The organism is Desulfobacter curvatus DSM 3379 (genome assembly GCF_000373985.1).
Classification (GTDB): Bacteria; Desulfobacterota; Desulfobacteria; order Desulfobacterales; family Desulfobacteraceae; genus Desulfobacter; species Desulfobacter curvatus.
Window position 1 is genome coordinate 64,711 of sequence record NZ_KB892902.1, and the last position, 24,379, is coordinate 89,089.

The window sequence follows — 24,379 nt, forward strand, 5'->3', positions numbered from 1 at the left end:
TGACCTGCTCTATCTCAAATACCGGGGCAATGTTTTTTTTGTTACCCCCATGGAGCGGGTGGATGCCGAGCATATCCAGGTGTATGATGATATTGCCGCCGGCAACCTTGAAGGTGCAAGGAATGTATTGTCCGGACACATTGCCAATGTAAAAATCACGCCACCTCAAGCATTGAGCGGATGAACCGTGAAAAGAATGCAAAAATATAAAAAATTCGCAGTTGATGTCCGGTTCGGTTTTTACCAAGGGATATTCACTGCAATTATTTTTAAAAGTGTTGAAAAATAAGTAAATAAACAGTAATGTTTTTCCCAATCACACTCAGACAGCTACGAATTCGAACATAATCAAACAGATGTTACGTGATAAGCACGAAACACACTCAATTTCGATATTTGAAATTGATCTTTCGTAACGTGCCTCCCCCTAACCCATCCCAAGAAATGGTTATGGGAAGTGTTGATGTGATACGCTATGGGTGTCACACACATCAAAAAGAAGGGTTGATTTCAAACATCGGTGCTTGCATGGGGTTGCCCGTTTTATGTCATTGCCTCACAGAGGCAATCAACCCTAATACCCCGAAATAAAGGAGGACTCAAATGGCAATTCCAAGTCCAAATGATCCAAAATGGAAAAAAGTGATATCCGGTAATAATAAACCGGACATTCAATTTTTAGGATTAAAGATGCTTCTGGGCCGATTGAACGTGAAGTATAAAAAGAACCCTACAGACGCTACTGTTTCGGAATGCACAACTGAATTGATTGATTTTTTTAAAAAGAACGAGCACTTACCTAAAGTCGTGGGTGACATGGAAACAATTTTCGGATAAGGGGGGATGATAATGATAAAAAAAACGGTAAATAAAAATGAGGTTATTGAGTTAATCACGGCAGGAAAAAAATTGATTCTTGCCGCCGATGAAAAGATACTGAATGACCTTCCGAAGGGCCAATGGATTGCAGGGACCATTCCTTATTTTATGGATGAAGATGGAGGCAAATTTACACAAGAAGAGGTGTTTGTTACTGAACTTCCGGATTATGTTGCCTCTATTGATGTTCAAGTATACTCAAAAGAGACGCTAAGCAGCGTTTATTCAGACGCACCCGGCAACGGATTTACTTTTATCATTATTCCGGCGACAAGTCCGACCCATATCTCATTTGCCATTGATGGCCCCAATTATCCTGAATTTGCAACAAAACCGCTCATCGGATGGATATCCGGTGTCTTTCTGGATGAGTTGGGACAAACCGCGCCAAAGGTCTTGAATGGGAATACCGGGGAAAGCTATACGGATTCCGCTGTCGTCATGCACATTGCGCTACCCTCAAATAAACTGCCACAGGTAAACATTGTCAATCTCTTTGATAGTGGAGACGGAGATACGATAACATTCAATGAAGAGGGCTTTTCAGTGAAAGAGGCGTTTGTCAATGGCGAACCGGTGAACTTTGCGGAGTATATCCTCGGTAACAATATTGATACAAGACTCCCCCTGGTGGCGGATATGTACGGTGCAAGAATCAATACGAGTTTTCAAAATGTCAATGAGGCCGAAAAAGTGGTCAATCTGTATGCACCTGTGTTTCGGGAAGTCGAGTATAAAATTGCAGAGCCGGTCTCCGATTACGTCACCGAGTTCAATCAACTGATTCCTAAAGATATTGGAGATACGGTTTTCTTTTCATGTAACTGTATATTGAACTATCTTTATGCCGAACTTGAAGGAAAGAAAACAGCGGATATTACAGGCCCCATGACATTCGGAGAGATCGCCTATCAGTTGCTGAATCAGACCATGGCATATATTATCATTGAAGATTGTTAACGCGGCAACGAAACGAAATAATTCCCATTCAGTCACTTTGTGGGGGGGGGGGCGTAATCAAAGCCGTATCCCCCCACCCGGTGTCTCTATACGAAGTTTATCTCCTGGTTTTGATTTAGCGTAATTTTATCTGAAACGCCTCAGGCAGGTCACTTTTGGTTCAAACACCATTTAAATTGACAACTCAAGCCACTCGAACCAGATAGGATAATTTTCTTTGTACCAGGCCAGAATCTGTTTGAGCATTTCCTGCTCCACAGCGGAAATGGTAGTTGGGGAAATTTTGTCAAAGCGTACCACCATTTTGTCTCCAAAATGCTCCAGGGCTTCAGTGCACAGTGTCTGAAGTTCGTTGCGGATCCTGCCGGAGTCTGAAATTTTAACGGCCCGGGTTCTAAAATCTTCTCCCTTGAAAAACCGGTTGAGCAGCGGCGAAAAAACCAGCTTACTCTGCTGCAAAGGCTCCAACAGGCGAAGGGCAAAGGTAATGGCCTTGTCCCCGAATTCCGATGTGACCCGAACAGTGACTTCCCAAGTGTCCTCGCTGATCTGTTCTACGCCTTGGGCACCGCTGTAGGGGTCCGGCAGCATATATCCCGACACGGCCAGGGTCTGCCATTTTTTTGCGGCAATCAGATCGCTTGCATTGATGGTGCGCGGTTTTAAGGGGATGCCTGCATTTTTTGCTTCCATGATGCTGTTGCGGTAGATTTCAATCAGTTCCGTAGGAACATCGGTTTCAAACAGATCCTGCTCAAGCCTTGCGGCAAAGTTGTTGTCCTGGGGATCCAGCTTCATGGCAGCGGCATCCTTGTCATGGGGCAGTTTAAATTTAGAGGAGAGCACTGCCAACGAAACATCCAGGCCGAGAATTCCGGACAGGCTGGCGGCCTGCATGGCTTCGGCCGAAGCTGCATATCCATCCACCACCAGCAGGTGGGTGTCCCCCTTGTCATCGGTCCAGGGCTTGACTGAAAAGGTCGGCGCATAGGTGCCTGAATCGGTAAACGGCCTGATCCCTGTGGGCAGTATCCAGTTTTCATCAATAAGATGGGCCCCTGCATCCCGCCACTGGTCCCAGAGTTTTTCGATTCTCTTTCGCCGTGCGTCCCCGGTAAGGGTCCAGACATGGACATTTTCCGCCTTAATCCCCTCAAAGGTTTCCTGAATGGCATTCATAACCATATGACGCGGGGTGAAATAATTAACCAGAACGGACTTCAAGGCTGCGTTTTCCACAACCTGTTCCGGCAGTACCAAACACCCCATATATCCTTCATACTGGTCGCTGATGATCAACGGCTGGTCAAAAAGATGGAATACACTCATGGGGCCTGTGGTTTCTCCCTTGGCAAACCTTGAGGTGTTTTCAAGGGTGTCGATGGCGGCGCCCCACACGGTGATGTCCCGCTTCTGGATTTCCCTGGAAAATTTTTCCCAGGCATATTCGGGATCATTGATCAGCCGCAACACCCGGTCTTCAAGAAATTTAGCCACCTGGGGCCGGGCATAGATCCTGCCGAAGCCCAGCAAAGGATTGGCGCCCATCTCAGCGGTTTCCCCGGCTTTGGGCATCAGTCCTTCCCCCAGGCATACCATGATGGCATGGTTTTCCGGCAGGGTCCGGGACAGGTACCACAGACTTTCGCTCATGGCGTAGGCGGAAATGGCATCGGCATCTTTTTTTACCAGGTTCAGTTCTGTTTTGGGCAGCCCCTTACCCTCTCCGTAGCGGCCAAACAGCCGCGTACCCAGGGCTGTGACAGCGGCGGTGACAGCCAGCATTTTTTCGGTACGTCCGTCGGTGAAGGAGACCGCATCCATGTGGCGGCGTTTGATTTTTCTTTGGGATTCGTCGCTGTACCAGTGAATGCGCACATCTTCCAGCCATAAATGGAACCGGCCTAATATGGGGCGGGTATCAAAGGCCCACTGGGAAATCAGATTCTGTTTTTGTACACCTGCGGGGGAAATTTTTTTTGCTGATTGGGTAGAATGATCAGTTGACGTGGTCATGGAATACGCTCTTTTATAAGAAAGTCTGGGTAAGTTACTCAGATCTTTCAAGCTTTGTTGTGGGCCGAAGTCTTGGTGTAGATAGACCAAGGACGGCCCGTGGCCGTTATATGAAAGTTCTAATAAGTTGCTGAATTGCTTTTATGTTTTGTTGTGGGCTGAGCCTGGGTATAGCGATAGACCAGGTCAGCCCATGGGCGTTATTGATGACTTTCGCTGTCATGGTTGTCATGGGTTTCCGGTTCAGCAGGCGTTTCATCTGCCTCTGACGGCGCTGAGGCTTCAGGCGCTGCGTCATGGACTTCAGGTGCCACTTCATCGGCTTCAGGTGATTCAGGCACTGCGTCATGGGATACTGCGGTGTCATGGGTTTCCGGCTCAGCAATCGTTTCATCTGCCTCTGACGGCGCCGAAGCTTCGGCTGCATCATCATGGGCTTCAGTCGCTGCCTTATCGACTTCGGGCGCTTCCTCATTGGATGCTGCGGGGGCATGGGTGTCGTCTGCCGTGCCTTCCACTTCCTGTAAAATGCTGTCTACTGTAGCATCCTCAAGCCAGTAGACCCTGCCGTCGCTGACATCATATATGGCACCCACTACTTTGACTTTGCCGGCTTTGACAAGATCGCGTGTGGCAGAACTCTTCGTGAACAGATCCCGAATACTGGTCCAGACGTTTTCTTCAATGGCAAGGGGAATGATTGCATCGCCTTTTGCTTGGGGATACTTTTCCATTGTCTTTTTAACGGCAGGTTTAATGTTATCAAACATCGGCGGAATATTTTCTTCCATGGCATGCCCGTGTCCATTAATTGCACGGGTGACGGCTGTCACTGCGGCGCATTGAGTATTGCCCAGTACGACTACAACCGGTGTGCGGACATACTCCAGACCGTATTCTATGGCGCTGACTTGATCTGTACCACATACATTTCCGGGCACACGGATAGCAAAAATATCCATGATTCCGGCATCAAAAATCGCTTCAACAGGAACCCGGGAATCGGAAGAGGCGAGGATGGTGGCATAGGCATGATCCCCCTGATCTTCCAGGCTGGCTTGCATCATCCGGCTTTTGTCCAGATGCGGATATTCGGATTTTCCACTGAGAAAACGTTCATTACCGTCTTTTAGCATCTGAAGAACTTCGTCCGGGCTGGGTTTTGGTTTTTTCTTTTCCCCTGAACAACCGGTAAGTGCAATCATACATGTCAGCAGCAGGCATAAGATCAACCGAAGTGATGTTTTTTTCATTTTCCCTCTCCTTAAAATAGTTTTCCATTTTTTTTATAAGAAAGTCTGTGTAATTAACACAGATCTTTCAACTTTCGTTGTGGGCTGAACCACGGTGAAAAACCAGGTCAGCCCGTGGCTGTTATATGAAAGTCAGTGTAACCAACAGAGATCTTTCAAATTTTGTTGTGGGTTGAGTCTGGGTGTCAATAGACCAGGGTCAGTCCATGGCCGTTATACCAAAAACCTCAAATACCATATTTATCTATATTGTTCACCTTTTTTGTTTCAGACTTTTTGTCCATCAAAATAAGTTGTTTTGGTTTGACGTGTCCTGTATGGTGAGCCGATATGAACCAGAGAACAGATACAGAGCCAGATACCGGCCATATTAACGAGGTCTTAAAGGGGGTTGTGGACCGGGTCACATTCCATAATCCGGACAATGGCTGGTCCATTCTCAAGGTGTTGCCCTTTGACCGTCCGGGCAACCGGGAAACCGTTGTGGTTCATCAGACCAAAGTGTTTGCCGGTGCCACCATGGAATTTGAGGGGGCATGGACAGTGCACCCGAAATTCGGACGACAATTCAAGGCCGTGCGTGCCCGGGAGAAAAAGCCTGCCACGGCATCGGCCCTGGAAAAGTATCTTGGTTCCGGGCTGATCAAGGGGGTTGGGCCCAAAACCGCAAAAAAAATCGTGGGATACTTCAAGGACCGGACCCTGGATGTGTTTGAATCCGATATTGAACGCCTTGTGGAGGTCCCGGGGATTGCCCACAAAAAGCTTGAAATGATTTCAAGGGCCTGGGCGGAGCACCGGGCCATCCGGGATGTGATGATGTTTCTGCAGTCCCACGGGATCTCCACGTTGTTTTCCGTTCGCATATACAAAGAATATGGCCACAATGCCATTGCCTGGATCACCCAGGACCCGTATCGTCTTGCAGCGGATTTTTTCGGCATTGGTTTCTTTACTGCGGATAAGGTGGCCTTAAGTATTGGTCTTGAAACGGACAGCCCCCCACGAATTATTGCCGGTATCCGTCACGTACTTTCCGCAGCCCGGGAGTTCGGGCATTGTTATCTTACGTTTTCCCAGATTGAGGAACAGGTAAGAGATCTGCTTGATCTTGATCTGTCACAGCAGCTTGAAACCCTTCTGGCGGATATGGAATCCCAGCGGCTTTTGATGCGAAGGGATCTGCCCGATGACAACGGGCAGCCTGTGGCGTGTTACTATGCCCGGTCTCTCTATTTTGATGAAGCCTATGTGGCAAGGCGTCTTTTAGATCCGGGGCCTGAGCGGACCTTTGACCAGGCCCGGATTGACCGTTGGGTAACCTTGTTCTGCCAACGATATCAGATGCAGCTTTCCGCTGAACAGGCTGCCGCGGTCAAGGGTGTGGTTCAGCAGCAGTTTTCCGTTCTCACAGGCGGTCCCGGATGCGGTAAAACCACGGCAATACGGGTAATGGTTCGCCTGCTGGAGGCTATGGGGCAAAAGGTGATGCTGGCCGCGCCCACGGGACGGGCTGCCCAGCGTATGAGCGAGGTGATTGGAAAACCTGCCAAAACCATTCACCGGCTGTTGGGCTGGAAAGCCGGTGGATTCAAACGGAATGAAAGCTCTCCTTTAAAGACGGATTTTCTGGTGGTGGACGAGTGCTCCATGCTGGATATTAACCTGACCGCCTCCTTGCTTAAAGCTGTGCCAAGGAACAGCCAGGTGGTATTTATCGGCGATTATGACCAACTGCCTTCAGTGGGGGCGGGCAATGTGCTCAAAGATATCATTGCCTCACAGGCCGTGCCCTGTTTTAGGCTCACCCAGGTGTTTCGCCAGGCTCAATCTTCTTTGATCATAAAGTTTGCCCATCAGATCAATAAGGGCCGGATGCCATGGATAAAAAGTCCGTTTAAGTATCCGTCCGTCTGGCAGGACGGGACCGACTGTCTGTTTATTGATTCCGATGAAGCCACCAAAGAACAGATTGCCTTTGTCAGCCGGGTTAAACGTTTATCTATGCGTGTTGACCCGGAAACGCAAGATGCTATCAGCAGTGCTGCCCAAGAGATGTCTGCCCCCCGTGATGCCTGGGACAATGATTATGGGGAGTTATATGAATTCAGGGTTGAGGAGTCATGTTCCCCCTGGGAGACTGAAATTGAGATACCCAAGAAGTTTGTCCATGTGGATCTGGCCCGTCTGGCAGATACTGAAAACCGTATTGAGGAACTTATGGCGGTGGTGGAAAAGGTTCACCCATGGTCCTCTTTGCATTATGGGCTGTCTGCGTTGGATGCGGTGAAAAAATTATACCTGGAGTGGATTCCCAAATACCTGGGGAAAAATACGGAAATCCAGATCCTTTCTCCCATGACCCGGGGCAGTCTTGGCACCCTTTATTTGAACCGTGAAATTCAGGACGGATTTAATCCCATGGTGCCGGGAAAGGCGCAGCTCACCGTGGGCCAGCGGGTATTTAGAACCGGAGACCGGGTGATTCACAGAAAAAATAACTATGATCTGGGGGTCTTTAACGGGGACATCGGCATTATTGACCGGATTAACACCGTGGATATTACCTGCACGGTTCGTTTTTTACCGGACAACCGGATGGTGAACTACAGCCAGGCAGACATCATGGAGCTTGACCTGGCCTATGCCATCACGATTCATAAATCCCAGGGAAGTGAATTTGAGGTGGTGATCATTCCGGTACTGACCCAGCATTTTAAAATGCTTTTCCGAAACTTGATTTACACAGGCATTACCCGTGCCAGAAAATTGGCTGTTTTTGTAGGCACCCGAAGGGCTTTAGGCATGGCTGTGGGGAATCGGGACATCAGCTGCCGACAGACTGCGCTTCAAGCTTTGCTCACAAACAAGATAAACGTATGATGGCGTTGACAGGCCAGCCTGGCCCATGGCTGTTATTGGAATGTTTCGTTGATTTTGTTTTTAAGCTTGCCCGCACATTTGAACGTGACAACCCGTCTTTTTTCAAGGATCATGGCATCCCCTGTAGCCGGGTTCCTTCCCTTTCTCGGCGACTTCTCAATCACCTGGAATTTTCCGAATCCGGAAATCATAATATCTTCACCCGAAGCCAGGGTGGACTTCATAATTTCAATCAGGGTTTCAAGAACTTCTTTGGACTGAGATGGATTTTGGTCAAATGCATCAGAAATTTTTTCGATGAGTGTAGATTTGGTACAGGTCAAATTTTCAGCCTCTTTTTAGTTTAGGTTGAATGAACGAATGAACTTGGATTATATTAGTCGGTTTTCCAAAAGAGTCAAGCAATTAGATGAATACCTGACAATAGTGTTGTCTAATATTTTTCAAAATCATCGTCCAGGGAATCATCCCCCATGTCCAGCACAACGCCCCGAACCTTTCCCAGTGAATCCTGGCTATTGGTAATGGCCCTGGTTGTTGAGTTTCGGCCATCGCTTATCCATTCTTCCCTGGATGTGGCGTTTTCCTGTTGCGGCGTCTGCCCCCGGGGTGTTATTTTTTCAACCCTGAAGTAGGCGATTGCCTGTTGAAGCTGTTCTGCCTGGGCAGAAAGCTCTTCTGCGGTTGAGGACATCTCTTCGGAAGAACCGGCATTCTGCTGGATAATCTGATCCAGTTGCTGCAGGGCTGTGTTGATCTGTTCTGCGCCTGTGCTTTGTTCTGCTGATGCCGCATGGATCTCCTGAACCAGTTCTGAGGTTTTGCGAATATCCGGAACAATTTTATTAATCATTTTGCCGGCGTTTTCCGCAATTTCAACACTTAATGTTGACAGGTTGCTGATTTCACTGGCCGCCGCCTGGCTACGTTCGGCAAGCTTTCTGACCGCATCTGCAACCACGGCAAACCCCTTGCCGTGATCCCCGGCCCGGGCCGCCTCAATGGCGGCATTCAACGCCAGCATATTGGTCTGTCTTGCAATTTCTTCGATAATAAGAATTTTGTCTGCAATCTCTCTCATGGCCAAAACGGTTTGAGCCACGGCCTGACCACCCTCTTCAGCATCTTCAGCGGCCTGGACAGCCAATCGTTCCGTCTGTTCGGCATTATCTGCATTTTGTGTGATATTGCCGGACATCTGCTCCATGGCGGCCGAAGCCTGTTCCGCAGAGGCAGCCTGTTCCGTGGCGCCCTGGGACATATGTTCGGATGTGGCGCTGAGCTCTTCACTGCCGGCCGCGACATTGCTGACGGCATTCTGGACCTCTTCGACAATATCCGTAAGGGATGCCACCATAGCCTTTATGGCCTTTTGAAGATGGCCTATCTCATCTTCGCTGTCGGATTCTATAGTTACGCTCAGATCCCCTTGGGCAAGCCTGTTGGCCACATCAACACCCTGGGAAAGGGGGCGTTCAATGTATTTTCTGGCCATAAATCCAACCCAGAAAAATGCAGCAAAAATGAGTATGATAATGGTCACAGTCGTAAACAGAATCTGATCTTGGGCCATATTATTGAGTTGTTTTCTTTTCTCTACGATTTTGTTTTGCATACCGTCAACATATACGCCTGTGACAACAATCCAGTCCCAGGGTTTGAAGTATTTGAAATATCCGATTTTGGGTACCTCTTTTTCTGATCCTATTTTGGGCCAGGTATATTTTATATGGCCTTGACCGTCAGACTTGGCCGTCTCAATAATTTCCCTGAATATAAATTTGCCGGAGGAATCTTTTCTGTCCATCATATTTTTGCCGATGGTTTCCTGATTTAAATGGGCCAGAATATTGGCTTGGGAATCCATGATGTAAAAATAGTTGTTGTCTCCATATTTCATATCAGAAATAATGCTTATGGCCACCTTTTGTGCGTCTGTTTCGGCTTTGTCAACGTAGACACCTGTACCGATGATCCAGTCCCATGGTTTGAAATAACGGACATAGGATAATTTTCTTATCCATTGTTGTTTGTTACCCGGAGAGGGCCATACATAGCTGACATATCCTTCTCCTGTTTCCTTGCACTGGCGTGCCATCTCCACAAACATGGGGATATCGGTTCCTTCTGCCATAATGACTTTTCCGTTTTTGGTAAACCGGGAGATGTCTTTGCCGTTCAAATCTGATACCGTAGGATGCATTACCATTCTGGGGTAGGTGTCATTGATCCAGAAATAGTTGCCGTTGTCATAGCGCAACGCTTTGATGTCGGACGCAATTTTTTTTTGAATGGTTTCCATGCGTTGATCGCCGATGTCGGAGGATGCCTTCAGGGCTTGTGTATACGCCCGTTGGGCCATTGAATAGGGTGCTTCCACAAGATTTTTTAATTCTGCACCATATCTGTTTTTTATGCTTTCACTACTAACGGCTTGGTCATGAACCTTGACAATCATGGTATAGACCGAATCCACCAGGTCAATGAGTTTTTGTCTGGTTTCATACATCAACTCTTTTTCAAAGGCCGAAATATTTTCGTGGACTTGGTGGATTGAGCTGTAAAGGGCGTAGCCACCGACGGCGCTCACTGAAATGAGAATTGCCAGAATAACAATTATGATAATTTTTATTTTGATTTTAAAATTTTTAAAATGCATCCTAATCCCCTTTGTTTCAGATATTACGTCGGCAGTTAAATCGCACCCGGCCGAAAACCGTAAATTTTGCCGATTGCTTCGTCTATTTTAATTTTCGTGCGGATAAATTTTCTTTTCGTAGCGGCCAGTCCTGAACCGGTTACTATTTTTCTTAAGTGATGCAGTTGGAATACCCGAAATTATATCTGTACGGGGCTTCTATTGTCAACATGGAATCAGTTACCTGGGATTCCATTGGAAATTATTTCATCGGAATGCTATAGATTATTTTATAAAATTCTTTTTTTAACCTGAAGATCCGGGCAGAAAGCGATCGTAATGGGGGTGCCACAGACTATTTCAATGGTTTTAGGGCGAAATCGAAGCATCTGCTGCGAAATCGGGTGGACAATATTCGCCAATCATCAGACCCGAATTCAGCAGTACGATTGATCCGAAGAAAATTTTATCGTTTCGGATGAAGGTATAAAAAGGAGGCGATCCGAATGATAATATTGAACTTTTTTGACACAATATTTTGATTGACGTATATTTTTAAAAAAAGCGATCAAATAAGGAACTCACATGGTTTCCAAAAATCAAGATAAAGACGGCAACATGGTGATAACAGTTGGAAAAGCTTTGTCTGCGTACGAAGTAAAAGAGCTGAAAGATCGTTTGCTGGCAGGATTTACAAATCATCAAGGGGTCATTTTGGATATTAATGGCGTAACCGAGTGTGATACACTGGGGGTTCAGCTTCTTTTATCCGCCGGAAAAACAGCTGAGAAGTTAAATAAAACATTTAACGTTACAGGTGACTCTCAGTCGGTTCAGGATGCAGTAAGCGATGTGGGGTTTGAGGCAAAGGACTTTCCGTATTTCTCGAAGGAGGCTTAAGGAATGGCAAAGGTCATTATGACGGTGGATGATTCGACGAGTATAAGGCAGATGGTCAGCTTCACATTAAATCAGGTCGGCTATGAGGTTGTTGAGGCTGTGGATGGGCAGGATGCGGTGGATAAACTTGCCGGTCTCGACATTGATATGCTGATGACCGATTTAAATATGCCCAACAAGAATGGATTAGAGTTGATTGAATGGGTCCGGGCCATACCAAAATTTAAGTTTGTCCCCATTATTATGCTGACAACCGAATCAGAGACGGAAATGAAACAAAAAGGCAAGGCTGCCGGGGCCACGGGATGGATTGTGAAACCGTTTAAACCCGAGCAGTTGCTTGCCGTCGTAAAGAAAGTTCTTCGTTAATCCAAGCCCCTTAAAAGAAGACAATTTTTGTTTTGAACATGTATATCAGAGGATGTATCCTATGAATGAGGCCAACCGATTCATTGAAGAGTTCTGCCTCGAAGCGGAAGAACTTCTTTCCGGCGTTGAAGATGCGGTTTTGGATATTGAAGAACATCCCGGAGACCAGGAAGCAGTGAACAGACTGTTTCGCGCAATGCATACCATCAAGGGCTCCGGGGCTATGTTCGGGTTCGATGCCGTTTCCGAGTTTACCCATCACGTTGAAACGGTTTTGGATAATGTTCGAAACCGAACGGTTCCCGTCTCCAAGATACTTATCGATTTGATTCTGGCGTCACGGGATCGCATCACAGCTATGCTTGCCCAAGCGAAGGGTGGTCCACTGGTGGATCCCGGGGAAGGTGAAAAAATCATTGCTTCCCTTAAAAGTCTGCTTCCTTGCGACGGCACTGAATCACCAGCCCAAGAATTCCCAAAAGAAGCGCCGGAAGATGCCTTCGTATCGACTGTACCCGGGCCGGAAAATGAAGTGGTTTATCGCATCCGGCTTTCACCTGATCCTGATATATTTACCACTGGTATGGATCCGGTCATGCTGCTCTCTGATCTTGCCGATATGGGGGTATGCCGCATCGTGCCCCAGACGGAAAGAGTGCCGGATCTGGAAAATCTTTCCCCGGAGTCATGCTATCTTTTCTGGGATATTATTTTGACTACCACCAAGGGGGTTAATGCAGTCAGGGATGTTTTCATATTTGTGGAGGATAGCTGCGAAATCGTCATTGAAACAGTCGAAGAGAAGGGCGTTACATCCCCGGAGGTGTCTGTGCCGCGGCTGAGTGATATTGATAGAGAAATTTTGGACGGCCAATTCGACACCCATAAAAAAATAGATGAGCGGCTGATCGAATCCAATGCACTTTCCAAGGAAACGCTTAAGTCTGCATTAACAGAGCAGACGGTTGTCACCAAAATGCATAAATCATCTGCAGCCTCTACTGTACGTGTGCCGTCAAACAGGCTTGACAAGCTGATCAACCTGGTGGGCGAATTGGTTATTACCCAGGCCAGGCTGACCCAGGTGGCGTCAAACATGGATAATACGGAATTGGGCGAGTCTGTGGAGGAAATTGAGCGCCTGACCGGTGAGCTTCGGGACAGTGTGCTCAATATCAGGATGATGCCCATCGGCACCATCTTCAATAAGTTCAGGCGGCTGGTGCGGGATCTGTCCTCCCAGCTTAACAAGGAGGTTGAGTTGATAACCAAGGGGGCGGAAACCGAACTTGATAAGACCATTTTGGAACGTCTTGATGAGCCCTTGGTGCATCTGATCCGGAACAGCCTTGATCATGGTGTGGAACCCCCTGAAGTCAGAGAACTCAAGGGAAAATCCCAAAAAGGGACCATTGTCCTTTCTGCCGGGCACAAGGGAACCAATGTGGTCATTACTATCCAGGATGACGGGGCAGGGCTTAATGCCGATGCCATTCGTCAAAAAGCCGTGGAAAGGGGCTTGCTTCCTGAAAATGCAGAACTATCCGACAAAAAGATTTTTTCCCAGATATTTGCGCCCGGGTTTTCCACCGCCAATGAGGTGACAAGTGTCTCCGGCCGCGGTGTCGGTATGGATGTGGTAAAAGGAACCATTGACTCTTTAAGAGGGCGCATTGACATTGACAGCGTTCCTGGTGAAGGGACCAAGGTTACGCTTATACTTCCTTTGACCCTTGCGATTATCAATGGTTTGCTTGTACGCATTGCGGATGATTTTTTTGTACTGCCTTTGATGTCTGTTGAAGAGTGTGTTGAGATTAAAAGCAGGGAAATCGAAAAGATTAACGGCAGGAATATTCTAAATGTTCGCGGGGATATGGTGCCTTATATTCGCCTTCGGGACCGTTTCCACATGAAGGGGCGTCGTCCGGAGACGGAGCATGTAGTCATTACTGATGTCAGCAACAGTCGCATTGGTTTTGTTGTGGATCATGTGATTGGGGGGCATCAGACAGTGATAAAACCTTTGGGCCCGGCCTTTAAAAACATCAAGAATATCTCCGGGGCCACCATTTTAGGGGACGGTACCGTGGCCTTGATTTTAGACACCAATGTTCTTCTGGAAAGCGCATAGCATATTAATCATATTAGGAGGGGGGCAATGAGCGTACAGGGCATCACCCAGACAAGTCAATACCTGACATTTAAACTGGACAATGAAATTTATGCCATGGACATAACCACTGTTCGTGAGGTGCTTGATATTATTCAGATCACTAAAGTCCCCCAGATGCCGGACTTCATGTGCGGGGTCATTAACCTGAGGGGAGGGGTGGTGCCGGTTGTGGATCTTAGACTTAAATTCGGTTTGGCAGAGGCAACTTCTCTAAAAGGCGCATGCATTGTCATTATTGAGGTTTTTCTTGATGGTGAACAGACCATCCTTGGTATTCTTGTGGATGCGGTTCAAGAAGTGATCAGCCTTGAACCCGAACAGATTGATCCGCCACCCAGGATCGGTACCCGGCTGAAGACTGAATTTATAAAGGGTATGGGGAAAAAAGACGAAGAATTTATTATCATTCTTGAAACGGGCAAAGTTTTTTCTGCCGGGGAGCTTGCCATTGTCCAGGCGACTGATGACATGCCCATGCCTGAAATCGCTGTAGGTATGGATGCTGAGGATGAAAACGATGATTAAGTGCAATAATTTGCTATGGGTGTCCCGGAAAGGATAGATGATGAGCTTTTTATCCCAGCCTTCGCTTGCCATGGCTGATTTCAGGCGATTAGGCGACTATATCCATGCCGAACTGGGTATCAAGATGCCGGATGCCAAACGTGGTATGGTTGAGTCCCGTTTGCGTAAACGCTTAAGTGTCCTGAATATATCTTCTTATGAAGAATATTGTGCCTACCTGTTTAGTTCCCGGGGACAAAGGGATGAATTGCCTTTTTTCATCAATCAGGTGACAACCAATAAAACCGATTTTTTCAGGGAGTCTAAACAATTTGTTTTTCTGGAAAAAAAGGCATTGCCGGAATTAGTTGCTGGCATGCCCACATGCGATCCCAAAAAATTGTCTATATGGAGCGCTGCCTGCTCCCGGGGGCATGAGCCCTATTCTTTGGCCATGGTACTGTCTGAATATGCGGAACAGCAGAAGAATATAGACTTCCGTATTCTTGGTACGGACATTTCCACAGACGTATTGAACGTTGCCCAAAAAGCTGTATACACCCATGAGGAGATTGAGCCGGTGCCCATGGCTCTGAGAAAAAAATATCTTTTGCGAAGCAAGGATCGGCGTAAAAACATGGTCAGAATTGCCCCTCAACTTCGATCCAAGGTAAGGTTGCTGCGTTTAAATTTGATGAATAAACGGTATACCGCCGTTGAGCAGATGGATATTATATTCTGCAGAAATGTAATGATTTATTTTGAAAAAGACACCCAGCATCAAATTCTGCATCGGCTGTTAAGCCATTTAAAGCCGGGGGGCTTTCTTTTCATGGGGCACTCAGAAGTTATTCAGCACACTGAGTTTCCTCTAAGATCAATTCAAACGACGATCTATCAGAAAGTTGGGTAATGGCAAACGACGATAAACGACGAAGGTGAAAATGGGGAAAAAAATTAGAGTGCTGGTTGTGGATGATTCCGCCCTAGTTCGAAACGCTCTGTCCGAGGTGCTGACCTCTGATCCGGAAATTGAGATTATGGCCATGGCCCAGGATCCAATCGTAGCAGCCTCAAAGATTCGTAATGAAGTGCCGGATGTCATTATTCTGGATGTTGAAATGCCCCGCATGGATGGGATTTCCTTTTTGAAGCGAATTATGGCCCAGCATCCCATTCCTGTGATCATCTGTTCGAGTCTGGCCAACCAGGGGAGCCAGACCGCATTGTCAGCATTGGAAAACGGGGCTGTTGAAGTGATTGAAAAACCGAACCTGGGTACAAAGAAATTTTTTGAGGAATCAAAAATAAAAATCTGTGACGCGGTTAAGGCGGCTGCCATGGTCAAGGTGCGAAAACATGTGAAATCTATTGACGTTTCTCCAAAATTGACCGCAGATGCTGTTTTGCCTGGCCCGCCCGGCAAGGCCATGGACAAAATTACGGAAACAGTCATTGTTGTCGGTGCGTCAACCGGCGGCACAGAAGCGTTAAAAGTCCTTTTTGAACGTTTGCCGCGGGATATGCCCGGTATGGTTGTGGTCCAGCATATGCACGCAAATTTTACCAAGGCCTTTGCCGACCGAATGGATAAAATTGGCTTTGTGTCTGTCAAGGAGGCGGAAAATAACGACACTGTTTTACCGGGCCAGGTACTTATCGCCCCCGGCAATCGTCACATGTTGCTTCAAAGAAACGGTAGCAGGTATTATGTTGAGGTTCGGGACGGCCCGCTGGTGTCCCGTCACCGTCCTTCTGTGGATGTTCTTTTTCGTTCTGCTGCACGGTATGCCGGGAAAAATGCACTGGGTGTCATCATGACCGGGATGGGTGACGACGGTGCCAAAGGGATGTTGGAAATGAAACAGGCCGGGGCCTACACCATTGCCCAGGATAAATCGTCCTGTGTGGTGTTTGGCATGCCCAAAGAAGCCATAAAACTGGATGCTGTGAACATCATTCTTCCACTGGATAAAATTGCAGACGCCTTACTTAAAAAATGCCGGACCATTTAAGCGGACGGTAAATCAGGTCTCCATTGGTATCGGAGATTATTTTGTCAGCAGCCAGGACGTTATCATCCATACCGTGCTCGGCTCATGTGTGGCGGTATGTCTGTATGATCCGGAAAACAAAATCGGCGGTATGAATCACATCCTTATGCCCTCCAATCCGGATATTAATAAGTATGATGCTTCTGCCCGCTATGGCATCAATGCCATGGAGTTGTTGATCAACGCCATCATGCGGCTGGGCGGAAACCGTAAAAATGTGGTTGCAAAGACCTTTGGCGGGGCTAATTTACTGATGGCCGTGTCCCAAGAGAAGACTGTGGGGGCAAGGAATGTGGAATTTGTGGTTAATTTTCTTCGGTCTGAAAAAATTAAAATTCTGAGCCGTGATTTTGGCGGTCATGATTCACGCAAAATTTTTTTTCATGTTGCCACGGGTGACGTTTTTTTAAAGCGCGTGCCATCCATGAAATCTCTGGTGGCCGCAGAACAGAGAAAACGGAACCGGATCAAAAGACAGTTGGAGGAGCCGGGAGATATTACGCTGTTTGACTAACGGCCATGGGCCGACCCGGTCTGTCAGCACCCAGACTTCGGCCCACAACAAAAATAGAAATAATCCAGTTAGTTGCTGGAGACTTTCATATAAAACAGATAGTGCTGCCGGCAATATTCTCAGATTAGGGGCCGGATGGATTCGGATGGGGCATCCATTTTTTTATTATTTCCAAAAGATCTTCCATCATGAAGGGTTTTGTCAAAAAATCGTCCATACCTGCAGCCCGGCATTTATCCTTATCATCCGTCATGGCATGGGCGGTGATGGCGATGATCGGGGTATGGGTACCAAAGGCCGCCTCATGTTTTCTGATTTCCCGGGTGGCCTGGTAACCGTCCATTTTCGGCATCTGGCAGTCCATGAGGATGATGTCCGGTTTTAAAGAGATGAACTTATCCCTGGCATCAACACCCGTGGCTGCAATATCCACCCTGCAACCAAATGTCTCAAGCATAGTTGAAAAAACATCCTGGTTGGTGATATTATCTTCGGCCACCAGTACATGAAGATTTATCTTATCCGTTTTTGGGAGCCGGGCCGCATGGCCGGCGGACGGCATTTCGTTATTCTTTTGCAAGGCCCTTTTTAAAGGGAGGACAAAGGAGAATGTGCTTCCTTTCCCCGGTTCGCTGTTACACCTGATGGTGCCTCCCATCAGTGACACCAGGTCCGATGAAATGGCAAGGCCAAGTCCTGTGCCGCCGTATTTGCGCGTGAAAGAGGCGTCAGCCTGGGAAAAGGGCGAAAATAAAAGTTCTTGTTTTTCGGGTGGGATGCCGATGCCGGTGTCTTTGATGGAAATGGTCAGGTCAACCCGGGATTTTTGGTCTTCAAAGCTGTGAAATTCATTGTCCTCTATCGGGGACGTGGATACCATGATGGTTACACTGCCTTTTTCTGTAAATTTTATGGCATTGCCCACAAGATTAATCAGCACCTGCCTGATCCTTGTAGGGTCTCCCACCAGGAAAAGGTGTGTGCCCTTTTGGATTTCAACAGTTAAATTTAGGTTTTTATCCCTGGCTGCAAACATCAGAAGTGCTTTAATGTCCGTCAGCAGGCTGCCTAAATCAAAGGGAATGGATTCAATTTCAAGTTTGCCCGCTTCAATTTTGGAAAAATCTAAAATATCGCTGATGATTGCGAGCAGGGTCTGGGCTGATTTTTGAATATTGCCCGCAAATGTTTCCTGTTCACTGGAAAGTTTGGATGCAAGCAGGATTTCCGTCATGCCGATAATGCCGTTCATGGGCGTTCTGATTTCATGGCTCATGTTGGCAAGGAACTGGGATTTTACCCGGCTGGCTTCTTCAGCTTTTTTCTGGGCCTTTTTCAGATGAATGACCGTGAATTCAAGTTCTTCCTTGGCCTCGGTCAGGTCCAGAGTTCTTTGTTCGACCCTGGTCTCAAGACTTGCGCTGTATGACTTCAGCCTGTCGTCCCTGGCCTGGATCTCTTCAATCATCTGGTTAAACTGTTCCACAAGCACCCCAAACTCATCGTTACTGTATTGTTTTACCCTGACCTGATAATCTTTTTTTCGGGTCACCTGTCCCATGGAATCAATGACATCAAATAATGGCCGGGTGAATATAGATTGCAGTTTGGAGGACAGAATAAGGACCACTGCCAAAGAGATGATGACAGTGCCCGCAACAATCAGATAATATGCAGACAATCTTTTTTTTTGTTGTTGCATATCATCAATGAGATGAATGGCACCTAAAAAATGGTCTTTAAAATTGACCGGCAGGATCACATGGGCATGGCCGTTTGTAAACCCGCTCAGCATTTTTTGGGCAGCAATTGCCTCAATTGGGGAGCTACCTGGTTTGCATATCTGTTTGACTTCATGGACTAACATGTCAATGGGAACGGCATCCCTTGAGAAATCAGCGTAAATTGTGCCGTGGGTGTCGTAAAGGACTGCGCCGAGAATGCCCTGTTTTGCAGACAGGGCGCTTAAATCCTCCAATGCCGCATCCCGGTCATTGAACATCATGGCAACCGAAGAGTTTAACGCAATCAAGTCGGCCATGGATGCAAGTTCATCAACCAGATTGATTCTGGCATTATAGGTTTCATAGGCCACCATGGACGCGGCCATCATAAAAAGAGCCAGCAGTGCCGTAAATCCAAGGGTCAGGATCAATTTTATTCTGATGGAAACAACGCTATGATTTGATGGTTTTTTGGGTTTCATTCTTTTTCATTTACAATGACAGCCAGTTTAAGCAGCCTGGAACTGAATTTGAGCTGGTGTGCCTCAGCTTTTTTGATATTTACTTCAAAATGGAGATGATCATCCCTTGTGAAAAACTGAATAATGCCTCCGGCCCGGCTAAAATTTTTGACCTCTCCAATAGTGAGAATCGGTCTGTCCCCAATATTACTTAAAATTTGCAAAACCTGCTCTAAACGTGTATGCCTGCTGATGAATACAATATGACTTTCTGCCAGTATTTTTTTATAATCAACCGCTTTGGGGTCAGGATACTGGATGGATATGATGCGTCCTGTGCTGATTTTTCCGTCAATGGTCTGGAAGCCTTTTTTCAGACGGTCATTGCCGAATATGGCTATTTTAAAATTTTTCCTTTCTTTGTCAAATGCATTTTCGGGCCATTGAATGAGTTTGGTAAAATTGTAAATAAAGGCTGCTTTGACCCTATATTCTTCAAGGTTTTGTGACTGGACTGTTGCTAACGCAATAATACATAACAGAAATTGGCAGATGAAGGCGGGGATGAATATTTTAATTATTATTTTATACATTAAAGGTTGCATCTGTCTTATTTTTATTCCGTGGGGAATACAGCATATCTTTAGAATCTATAGGTCAGGCCGGCATAGGCGCTGCGGGGGACTTCCACAGGATAACTGAATGCGTCCTGTACAAATTCAAGATGGCTGTCCTGTAGCAGATTCTGCCCGGTCAGGAAAAATTCCAGATCCGGCCGTATCCGCCATCCCAGGCGCAGGTCCAGGGTCACGTAATCGTCAATTTCATATGTGACAGAATCAGAAAATACGTAATTTGCATTTGTTTTGCCCACATATCTAAACCAGGCGTCCAGGGTCAGATTTTTCGTCAAATCAAATCGGCCCTTCAAGGAGACCTGATGTTTTGTAAATCCAAAGTCGATTTCGAAATCCTCGTCATTGTCATAATCATGGAATGTCAGTGAGTAGGCAAGGGTCCATTTGACTTTCCTGCCTGTAGCCAGATCCACTGAAATTTCTGCCCCCCAGGACCTGGCATTGGACATATTGCTTAACGCAATATCCTGAATAAGCGCTTGGTTCTCGGCATCAAAATAGGCCTCCCCCCGGGGTGAATAGATCCTTAGATTTTTATAATCATTGAAAAACAGTGCCAAATCAATTGAGAGGTTTTGTTGCGGGATAAAGCGGTATCCTGCTTCCCAGGCCCACAGTGTTTCTGCCGTTTGATCTTCATTATTTATGAATCTGGTATACAAAGGATATGGACTGCCGGGGATATCTGTGCCGGAGATGTAGACGATAGCGTTGGCTTCAATCCGGGAGGGAATCCGGGTGGCCCGGGAAACGGCAGCCCACAACCTGTGGCGTTCACCAGGTCCCCATAATAGCCTTATGGATGGTTGAATTTCAAGGCCGGTATAATCGTTGTGTTCAAATTTTGAACCAATGGTTAGTTTGACTTTATCCTCAAGTAAAGATATTTCATCCTGGATAAAGGCCGAGTACAGAAGATCACTTGTGCTGACCGGATCCATGAATACGATTTTTGAGCCTGCATAGTCATCATATGAATGGCGCAGCCGAAGTCCCCAGATAATATCGTTCCCAAAACCCAGCCCGAAACGGTGCTGGAATTCCACATCAAGGTTGTGCCGATCTTCGTTGAGGATATCTTCGGAACGATGCATGGTATCGTAATACATCTGCAAAGACATTTCCGATGCTCCGGAAAGAACCTTTGTCCATCGCCCTAGGATATTACCCCCGGAAACTTTTGTTTTTACTTGGAATTCATCCATGTATGGGGACGCCTGACTGTAGAGATAAAGATCCTGGTGGATATGGCCGTCGTAGATATCCCCCTGGAGGGTAAAATCGTCGGCCGAAGACATTTGGGCATCCATGCGGAAGCCGGCCTGATTGATCTGCCAGTCGTCACCTGCGTCTTCTCCGGAAATACGCTCAAATTCATCCCTGGCCCTGTGCTTGGCATAAACCCGCCAGAATTTATCTTTACCCATGGTGCCGCCATATCTTGCGGCCGCCATGTTTTTTTCCACGGTTCCGGCAGACGCCTGAACAAAACCGCCCTGGGTCTCATTGGCCTGTCTGGTGATAATATTGATTACCCCATTGACTGCATTGGAGCCCCAGATGGTAGCACCGGGACCGCGGATCACCTCAATGCGGTCCACGTCCTCAAGCAGTACATTTGTTACTTCCCAGTATACACCTGAAAAACTCGGGGTATACACACTACGTCCGTCAACAAGGACCTGGAGGCTTGGGGAGAAGCGGCTGTTAAATCCCCTGCAGTTTATTGCCCATTTGTTGCTGTCGATGCGTGCCACATTCACGCCCGGGGCCATACGCAGGGCATCTGGAATACTGGTGGCCCCGGATCGCCTGATATCCTCCCGGGTGATCACGAAGATTGCGGCTGCACTGTCAGACAATCGTTGGCTTTTTTTACTCACGGAAGTGACTTTGATATCCATGAGTTCTTCAATGGAGAATTCAGTTAGATCCTGGTCCTGTGCGGCCGGACAAATGGCGGGTAAAAAAAAGAACAGGCCAGAAAGAAGCAACAGCATCATTTTTTTGGGGATATCGCGTGACACCTGAATCCTCTTTTTTAAGATTATGAGAACTGTATATGAAACAATCGATAATCTGTAACAATAAATATTATAGATGTTCCTAATATTTAATGTTAAATCCCTTTATTGTCAATCCATTCCGGGATATTCATTGTTATGACAGTTTTTCAAGCAGGGCCTGGTAAGCGTTATTCAGTTCTACAAACCTGTCGTGGCTGCCGCCCCTGTCCGGATGGTGTTGTCTTGCAAGGCGCCGAAATTCCCGTGTGAGATCTTTTTTGTCCATGGCCGCCAGGGCTTTGGCCGTGAGATTAAATATTTTAAATGCCTGGGATAGTGAAAGTTGCCGGGAGGCACCCGGCGGCTTAAACCAGCGGCTTCTTTGACGGAACTGGAAATCCTTAACCATATCATCCAAGAGCACCGAATCCCCGTAAGTGTGATCGAAAAACATAACAGCATACCGGATCAGGTATTCATGCAGCCGGCTGGTCAGTCCGAAAAGTTCTTTATTCAGCAGACATAACTCCTGAATGAAAAATGCCTCCACCTTATCCTGGTCCAACGCCTGGGGCATCTGCTTTGCCATGAATCCTTTGAAGAAACGGTGGAGATCAAGTGCCGTATATATGTAGGATTTAAGATCTTTTTGTCGCAAAACCCGCTCCTGGGCCATGAAATGCTGTTCGATTTCATCCCGGGATTTGTTGTTCAACTGCCTGAAAATGACTGTCGGCATATTGACCATGGGCCCTTGGTCCATGTTGCCGAATTTAAGAAAATGGGCCCGGCGTTTGTCAAAGGCATGGACCTGTCTTGCAATGATCTCTTTTTGCCTCCGGGTCATGGGCGTATACTGCTTAAAGGCGCGTTGTCTGAATGTTCGGGTTGCCCTGCGGATGTCCGGCCGGAGAAAAGGCCGGAACAGGTCTTCAAACCGGTCACTGTCGAAGGTAGCGGCCAGACTCGAAATCTTTGACTCAAGATCCGGACTTAAATACCAGGCATTACCGCCGGGATAATCAATCCAGGCCCCGGGGCAGGGCCCCAGATCAAAAATGTCCCGGGCCACCATCTGTTCACCCTGTCTGACCGATTCTCTCAGGATATAGGTAGTCGTTCTGTTTTTTTTTACTTTTGCCAGATACATAGTTAACCGTGTGCCCCCGGATTTTTATATGCCAGGGTCTCCAGTTTGATCAGGTTGTAAAGTCTTGTACCAAGGCCGATGTCCTGGGCATACGCAAGCTGGTGTTCCCAGTCCACGTTCGGATAAAGTCCTTTGAACTTGTCCTCTCCCGGGGCCAGGTGGGTGGTCAACACCGAAGATGCAAGGCCCTGGGCCTGGTTGACAAGGTCTGCACTGGCCTGATCAATGGCCACGGGATCACGGGATGCCACCACACCGATATCATTGCAGATAGGGGCTTCGGCATAGGGCAGGCAGTCACATTTGGGCGAGATATTGGTGATAAAGTTGACAAACAGGCATTTACCGGTTTTATCTTTCAGCACGCCGGCAGTATATTCCATCATTTTTTCAAGAAAGACAGGGACATCCTGGTTCCAGTTGATGTTGATGGACTGGGTGGGACAGCGCACAATACATTCGGCACACCCGATACAGGCTGTCTTGTTCATATAGGCTTTTTTGTTCTCGATGGTTATGGCCTGCCCCGGGCAGTGTTGGGCACATAGGCCGCAGCCGATGCAGGTTTTGCGTTTTATTTTAGGACTTACATTGGAATGCTGGTCAAGCTTGCCCCGGCGGGATGCACATCCCATCCCCAGATTTTTAAGGGTGCCGCCGAATCCGGACAGCTCATGTCCCTTAAAATGGGCCAGTGCCACCATCGCGTCGGCATTGATAATTTCCGACCCGATAAACACCTCCCGATTGTGTTTGAGATCCACCCGGACGGCTGTCTCGCTTTTTCCGAACAAGCCGTCGGCAATGATCAAAGGGGCTGCATCCATGGATGAATAGGAAAATCCGTTTTCCACCGCGGTTTTGATATGGGAGACTGCATCAGAGCGGGTTCCCACATAAAGAGTGTTGGCATCGGTCAGAAAAGGTGTGGCGCCTGCTTTTCTGATGGCCCGGATAATGTTACGGACAAGAACAGGCCGAATATAAGCCGTATTTCCCTGTTCACCAAAATGCACCTTTACAGCGGTCAGATCATTTTCGTCCAGGACGGCGTGAAGTCCTGCCATGGTTACCAGACGTTTCAATTTAGCGGGCAGGTTCTCCCTTGATGTGGCGGTCATATCCATGAAAAATACATCAGCACCCATTAAATTCTCCTTTTTGGCTTTTTTTAAGCCCCTTAAGTTTACAAAGATAAAGTATCTGTCATGGAAATTCAATACAGGTAAATGTGTCGATTGATTTTGGTTCCGG

Annotated in this window: 20 protein-coding genes; 11 read left to right on the plus strand and 9 right to left on the minus strand. The window is 47.2% G+C overall.

Annotated features, from left to right (window positions below):
* Positions 1 to 49: 49 nt before the first annotated feature.
* The 3 genes from B147_RS33075 to B147_RS0101700 all read left to right on the plus strand — a co-directional run bounded on the left by B147_RS33075 (position 50) and on the right by B147_RS0101700 (position 1,839).
* Positions 50 to 184, plus strand: coding sequence for a hypothetical protein (locus tag B147_RS33075; RefSeq protein ID WP_281167869.1), 135 nt, complete (start codon positions 50 to 52; stop codon positions 182 to 184).
* Positions 185 to 603: 419 nt separating this feature from the next.
* Complete coding sequence (locus B147_RS0101695) at positions 604 to 837, plus strand: hypothetical protein (protein WP_020585530.1); 234 nt, start codon at positions 604 to 606, stop codon at positions 835 to 837.
* Positions 838 to 849: 12 nt separating this feature from the next.
* Positions 850 to 1,839, plus strand: coding sequence for a DUF6976 family protein (locus tag B147_RS0101700; protein WP_020585531.1), 990 nt, complete (start codon positions 850 to 852; stop codon positions 1,837 to 1,839).
* Between the two features lie 171 nt (positions 1,840 to 2,010).
* Here B147_RS0101700 and B147_RS0101705 read toward each other — a convergent pair whose 3' ends face one another.
* Together B147_RS0101705 and B147_RS27110 are read right to left on the minus strand one after the other, a co-directional pair.
* On the minus strand, positions 2,011 to 3,855 hold the full coding sequence (locus B147_RS0101705; protein ID WP_020585532.1) for a hypothetical protein: 1,845 nt from the start codon (positions 3,853 to 3,855) through the stop codon (positions 2,011 to 2,013).
* 200 nt (positions 3,856 to 4,055) lie between these two features.
* On the minus strand, positions 4,056 to 5,108 hold the full coding sequence (locus B147_RS27110) for a carbonic anhydrase (RefSeq protein ID WP_020585533.1): 1,053 nt from the start codon (positions 5,106 to 5,108) through the stop codon (positions 4,056 to 4,058).
* A gap of 330 nt (positions 5,109 to 5,438) precedes the next feature.
* Here B147_RS27110 and recD2 point away from each other — a divergent pair, with 330 nt between their 5' ends.
* Entirely contained in the window at positions 5,439 to 7,991 is a 2,553-nt protein-coding gene (gene recD2 / locus B147_RS0101715) for an SF1B family DNA helicase RecD2 (RefSeq protein WP_020585534.1), read from the plus strand.
* A gap of 32 nt (positions 7,992 to 8,023) precedes the next feature.
* Here recD2 and B147_RS0101720 read toward each other — a convergent pair whose 3' ends face one another.
* Both B147_RS0101720 and B147_RS0101725 read right to left on the minus strand, forming a co-directional pair.
* A complete protein-coding gene (locus tag B147_RS0101720; protein ID WP_020585535.1) occupies positions 8,024 to 8,314 on the minus strand; it encodes an integration host factor subunit alpha in 291 nt (96 codons plus the stop codon).
* Positions 8,315 to 8,424: 110 nt separating this feature from the next.
* The gene (locus B147_RS0101725) at positions 8,425 to 10,650 is read right to left on the minus strand and encodes a methyl-accepting chemotaxis protein (protein WP_020585536.1); all 2,226 of its coding nucleotides are present in this window, start codon (positions 10,648 to 10,650) and stop codon (positions 8,425 to 8,427) included.
* 564 nt (positions 10,651 to 11,214) lie between these two features.
* Between B147_RS0101725 and B147_RS0101730 the strand changes: the two genes are divergently transcribed.
* The 7 genes from B147_RS0101730 to B147_RS0101760 all read left to right on the plus strand — a co-directional run bounded on the left by B147_RS0101730 (position 11,215) and on the right by B147_RS0101760 (position 17,146).
* Positions 11,215 to 11,529 carry an STAS domain-containing protein gene (locus B147_RS0101730; protein ID WP_020585537.1) on the plus strand — a complete coding sequence of 105 codons (315 nt, stop codon included), beginning with the start codon at positions 11,215 to 11,217 and terminating at the stop codon, positions 11,527 to 11,529.
* Between the two features lie 3 nt (positions 11,530 to 11,532).
* Positions 11,533 to 11,898 (plus strand): response regulator, encoded by a 366-nt coding sequence (locus tag B147_RS0101735; RefSeq protein WP_020585538.1) that lies wholly within the window; start codon positions 11,533 to 11,535, stop codon positions 11,896 to 11,898.
* A 61-nt stretch (positions 11,899 to 11,959) separates the two neighbouring features.
* Complete coding sequence (locus tag B147_RS0101740) at positions 11,960 to 14,032, plus strand: chemotaxis protein CheA (RefSeq protein WP_020585539.1); 2,073 nt, start codon at positions 11,960 to 11,962, stop codon at positions 14,030 to 14,032.
* 27 nt (positions 14,033 to 14,059) lie between these two features.
* Positions 14,060 to 14,599: a chemotaxis protein CheW gene (locus B147_RS0101745; protein ID WP_020585540.1), complete on the plus strand. Its 540-nt coding sequence runs from the start codon at positions 14,060 to 14,062 to the stop codon at positions 14,597 to 14,599.
* Between the two features lie 37 nt (positions 14,600 to 14,636).
* Positions 14,637 to 15,491 carry a CheR family methyltransferase gene (locus B147_RS0101750; RefSeq protein WP_026259470.1) on the plus strand — a complete coding sequence of 285 codons (855 nt, stop codon included), beginning with the start codon at positions 14,637 to 14,639 and terminating at the stop codon, positions 15,489 to 15,491.
* Positions 15,492 to 15,522: 31 nt separating this feature from the next.
* Positions 15,523 to 16,593, plus strand: a complete 1,071-nt coding sequence (locus tag B147_RS0101755; protein ID WP_020585542.1) for a protein-glutamate methylesterase/protein-glutamine glutaminase — start codon at positions 15,523 to 15,525, stop codon at positions 16,591 to 16,593.
* A complete protein-coding gene (locus B147_RS0101760; protein ID WP_020585543.1) occupies positions 16,556 to 17,146 on the plus strand; it encodes a chemotaxis protein CheD in 591 nt (196 codons plus the stop codon). The genes B147_RS0101755 and B147_RS0101760 overlap by 38 nt, the downstream gene beginning before the upstream one ends.
* A 124-nt stretch (positions 17,147 to 17,270) precedes the next feature.
* Here the strand turns inward: B147_RS0101760 and B147_RS0101765 are convergent, their stop codons facing one another.
* From B147_RS0101765 to B147_RS0101785, 5 genes are all read right to left on the minus strand, one after another.
* Entirely contained in the window at positions 17,271 to 19,352 is a 2,082-nt protein-coding gene (locus tag B147_RS0101765; RefSeq protein ID WP_020585544.1) for an ATP-binding protein, read from the minus strand.
* The gene (locus tag B147_RS0101770) at positions 19,349 to 19,924 is read right to left on the minus strand and encodes a YfiR family protein (protein ID WP_020585545.1); all 576 of its coding nucleotides are present in this window, start codon (positions 19,922 to 19,924) and stop codon (positions 19,349 to 19,351) included. The genes B147_RS0101765 and B147_RS0101770 overlap by 4 nt, the downstream gene beginning before the upstream one ends.
* Before the next feature lie 50 nt (positions 19,925 to 19,974).
* Positions 19,975 to 21,996, minus strand: a complete 2,022-nt coding sequence (locus tag B147_RS0101775) for a TonB-dependent receptor plug domain-containing protein (protein WP_020585546.1) — start codon at positions 21,994 to 21,996, stop codon at positions 19,975 to 19,977.
* A 133-nt stretch (positions 21,997 to 22,129) separates the two neighbouring features.
* Positions 22,130 to 23,125 carry a DnaJ domain-containing protein gene (locus B147_RS0101780; RefSeq protein WP_020585547.1) on the minus strand — a complete coding sequence of 332 codons (996 nt, stop codon included), beginning with the start codon at positions 23,123 to 23,125 and terminating at the stop codon, positions 22,130 to 22,132.
* Positions 23,126 to 23,127: 2 nt separating this feature from the next.
* Complete coding sequence (locus B147_RS0101785; protein ID WP_020585548.1) at positions 23,128 to 24,273, minus strand: DUF362 domain-containing protein; 1,146 nt, start codon at positions 24,271 to 24,273, stop codon at positions 23,128 to 23,130.
* Positions 24,274 to 24,379: the final 106 nt, after the last annotated feature.

Excerpts from the sequence above, each read along its gene's own strand:
- B147_RS33075 (WP_281167869.1), top strand. The coding sequence starts at position 50 with ATGGAGCGGGTGGATGCCGAGCATATCCAGGTGTATGATGATATTGCC.
- B147_RS0101695 (WP_020585530.1), top strand. The coding sequence starts at position 604 with ATGGCAATTCCAAGTCCAAATGATCCAAAATGGAAAAAAGTGATATCC.
- B147_RS0101700 (WP_020585531.1), top strand. The coding sequence starts at position 850 with ATGATAAAAAAAACGGTAAATAAAAATGAGGTTATTGAGTTAATCACG.
- B147_RS0101705 (WP_020585532.1), bottom strand. The coding sequence starts at position 3,855 with ATGACCACGTCAACTGATCATTCTACCCAATCAGCAAAAAAAATTTCC.
- B147_RS27110 (WP_020585533.1), bottom strand. The coding sequence starts at position 5,108 with ATGAAAAAAACATCACTTCGGTTGATCTTATGCCTGCTGCTGACATGT.
- recD2 (WP_020585534.1), top strand. The coding sequence starts at position 5,439 with ATGAACCAGAGAACAGATACAGAGCCAGATACCGGCCATATTAACGAG.
- B147_RS0101725 (WP_020585536.1), bottom strand. The coding sequence starts at position 10,650 with ATGCATTTTAAAAATTTTAAAATCAAAATAAAAATTATCATAATTGTT.
- B147_RS0101730 (WP_020585537.1), top strand. The coding sequence starts at position 11,215 with ATGGTTTCCAAAAATCAAGATAAAGACGGCAACATGGTGATAACAGTT.
- B147_RS0101735 (WP_020585538.1), top strand. The coding sequence starts at position 11,533 with ATGGCAAAGGTCATTATGACGGTGGATGATTCGACGAGTATAAGGCAG.
- B147_RS0101740 (WP_020585539.1), top strand. The coding sequence starts at position 11,960 with ATGAATGAGGCCAACCGATTCATTGAAGAGTTCTGCCTCGAAGCGGAA.
- B147_RS0101745 (WP_020585540.1), top strand. The coding sequence starts at position 14,060 with ATGAGCGTACAGGGCATCACCCAGACAAGTCAATACCTGACATTTAAA.
- B147_RS0101750 (WP_026259470.1), top strand. The coding sequence starts at position 14,637 with ATGATGAGCTTTTTATCCCAGCCTTCGCTTGCCATGGCTGATTTCAGG.
- B147_RS0101755 (WP_020585542.1), top strand. The coding sequence starts at position 15,523 with ATGGGGAAAAAAATTAGAGTGCTGGTTGTGGATGATTCCGCCCTAGTT.
- B147_RS0101765 (WP_020585544.1), bottom strand. The coding sequence starts at position 19,352 with ATGAAACCCAAAAAACCATCAAATCATAGCGTTGTTTCCATCAGAATA.
- B147_RS0101770 (WP_020585545.1), bottom strand. The coding sequence starts at position 19,924 with ATGTATAAAATAATAATTAAAATATTCATCCCCGCCTTCATCTGCCAA.
- B147_RS0101780 (WP_020585547.1), bottom strand. The coding sequence starts at position 23,125 with ATGTATCTGGCAAAAGTAAAAAAAAACAGAACGACTACCTATATCCTG.
- B147_RS0101785 (WP_020585548.1), bottom strand. The coding sequence starts at position 24,273 with ATGGGTGCTGATGTATTTTTCATGGATATGACCGCCACATCAAGGGAG.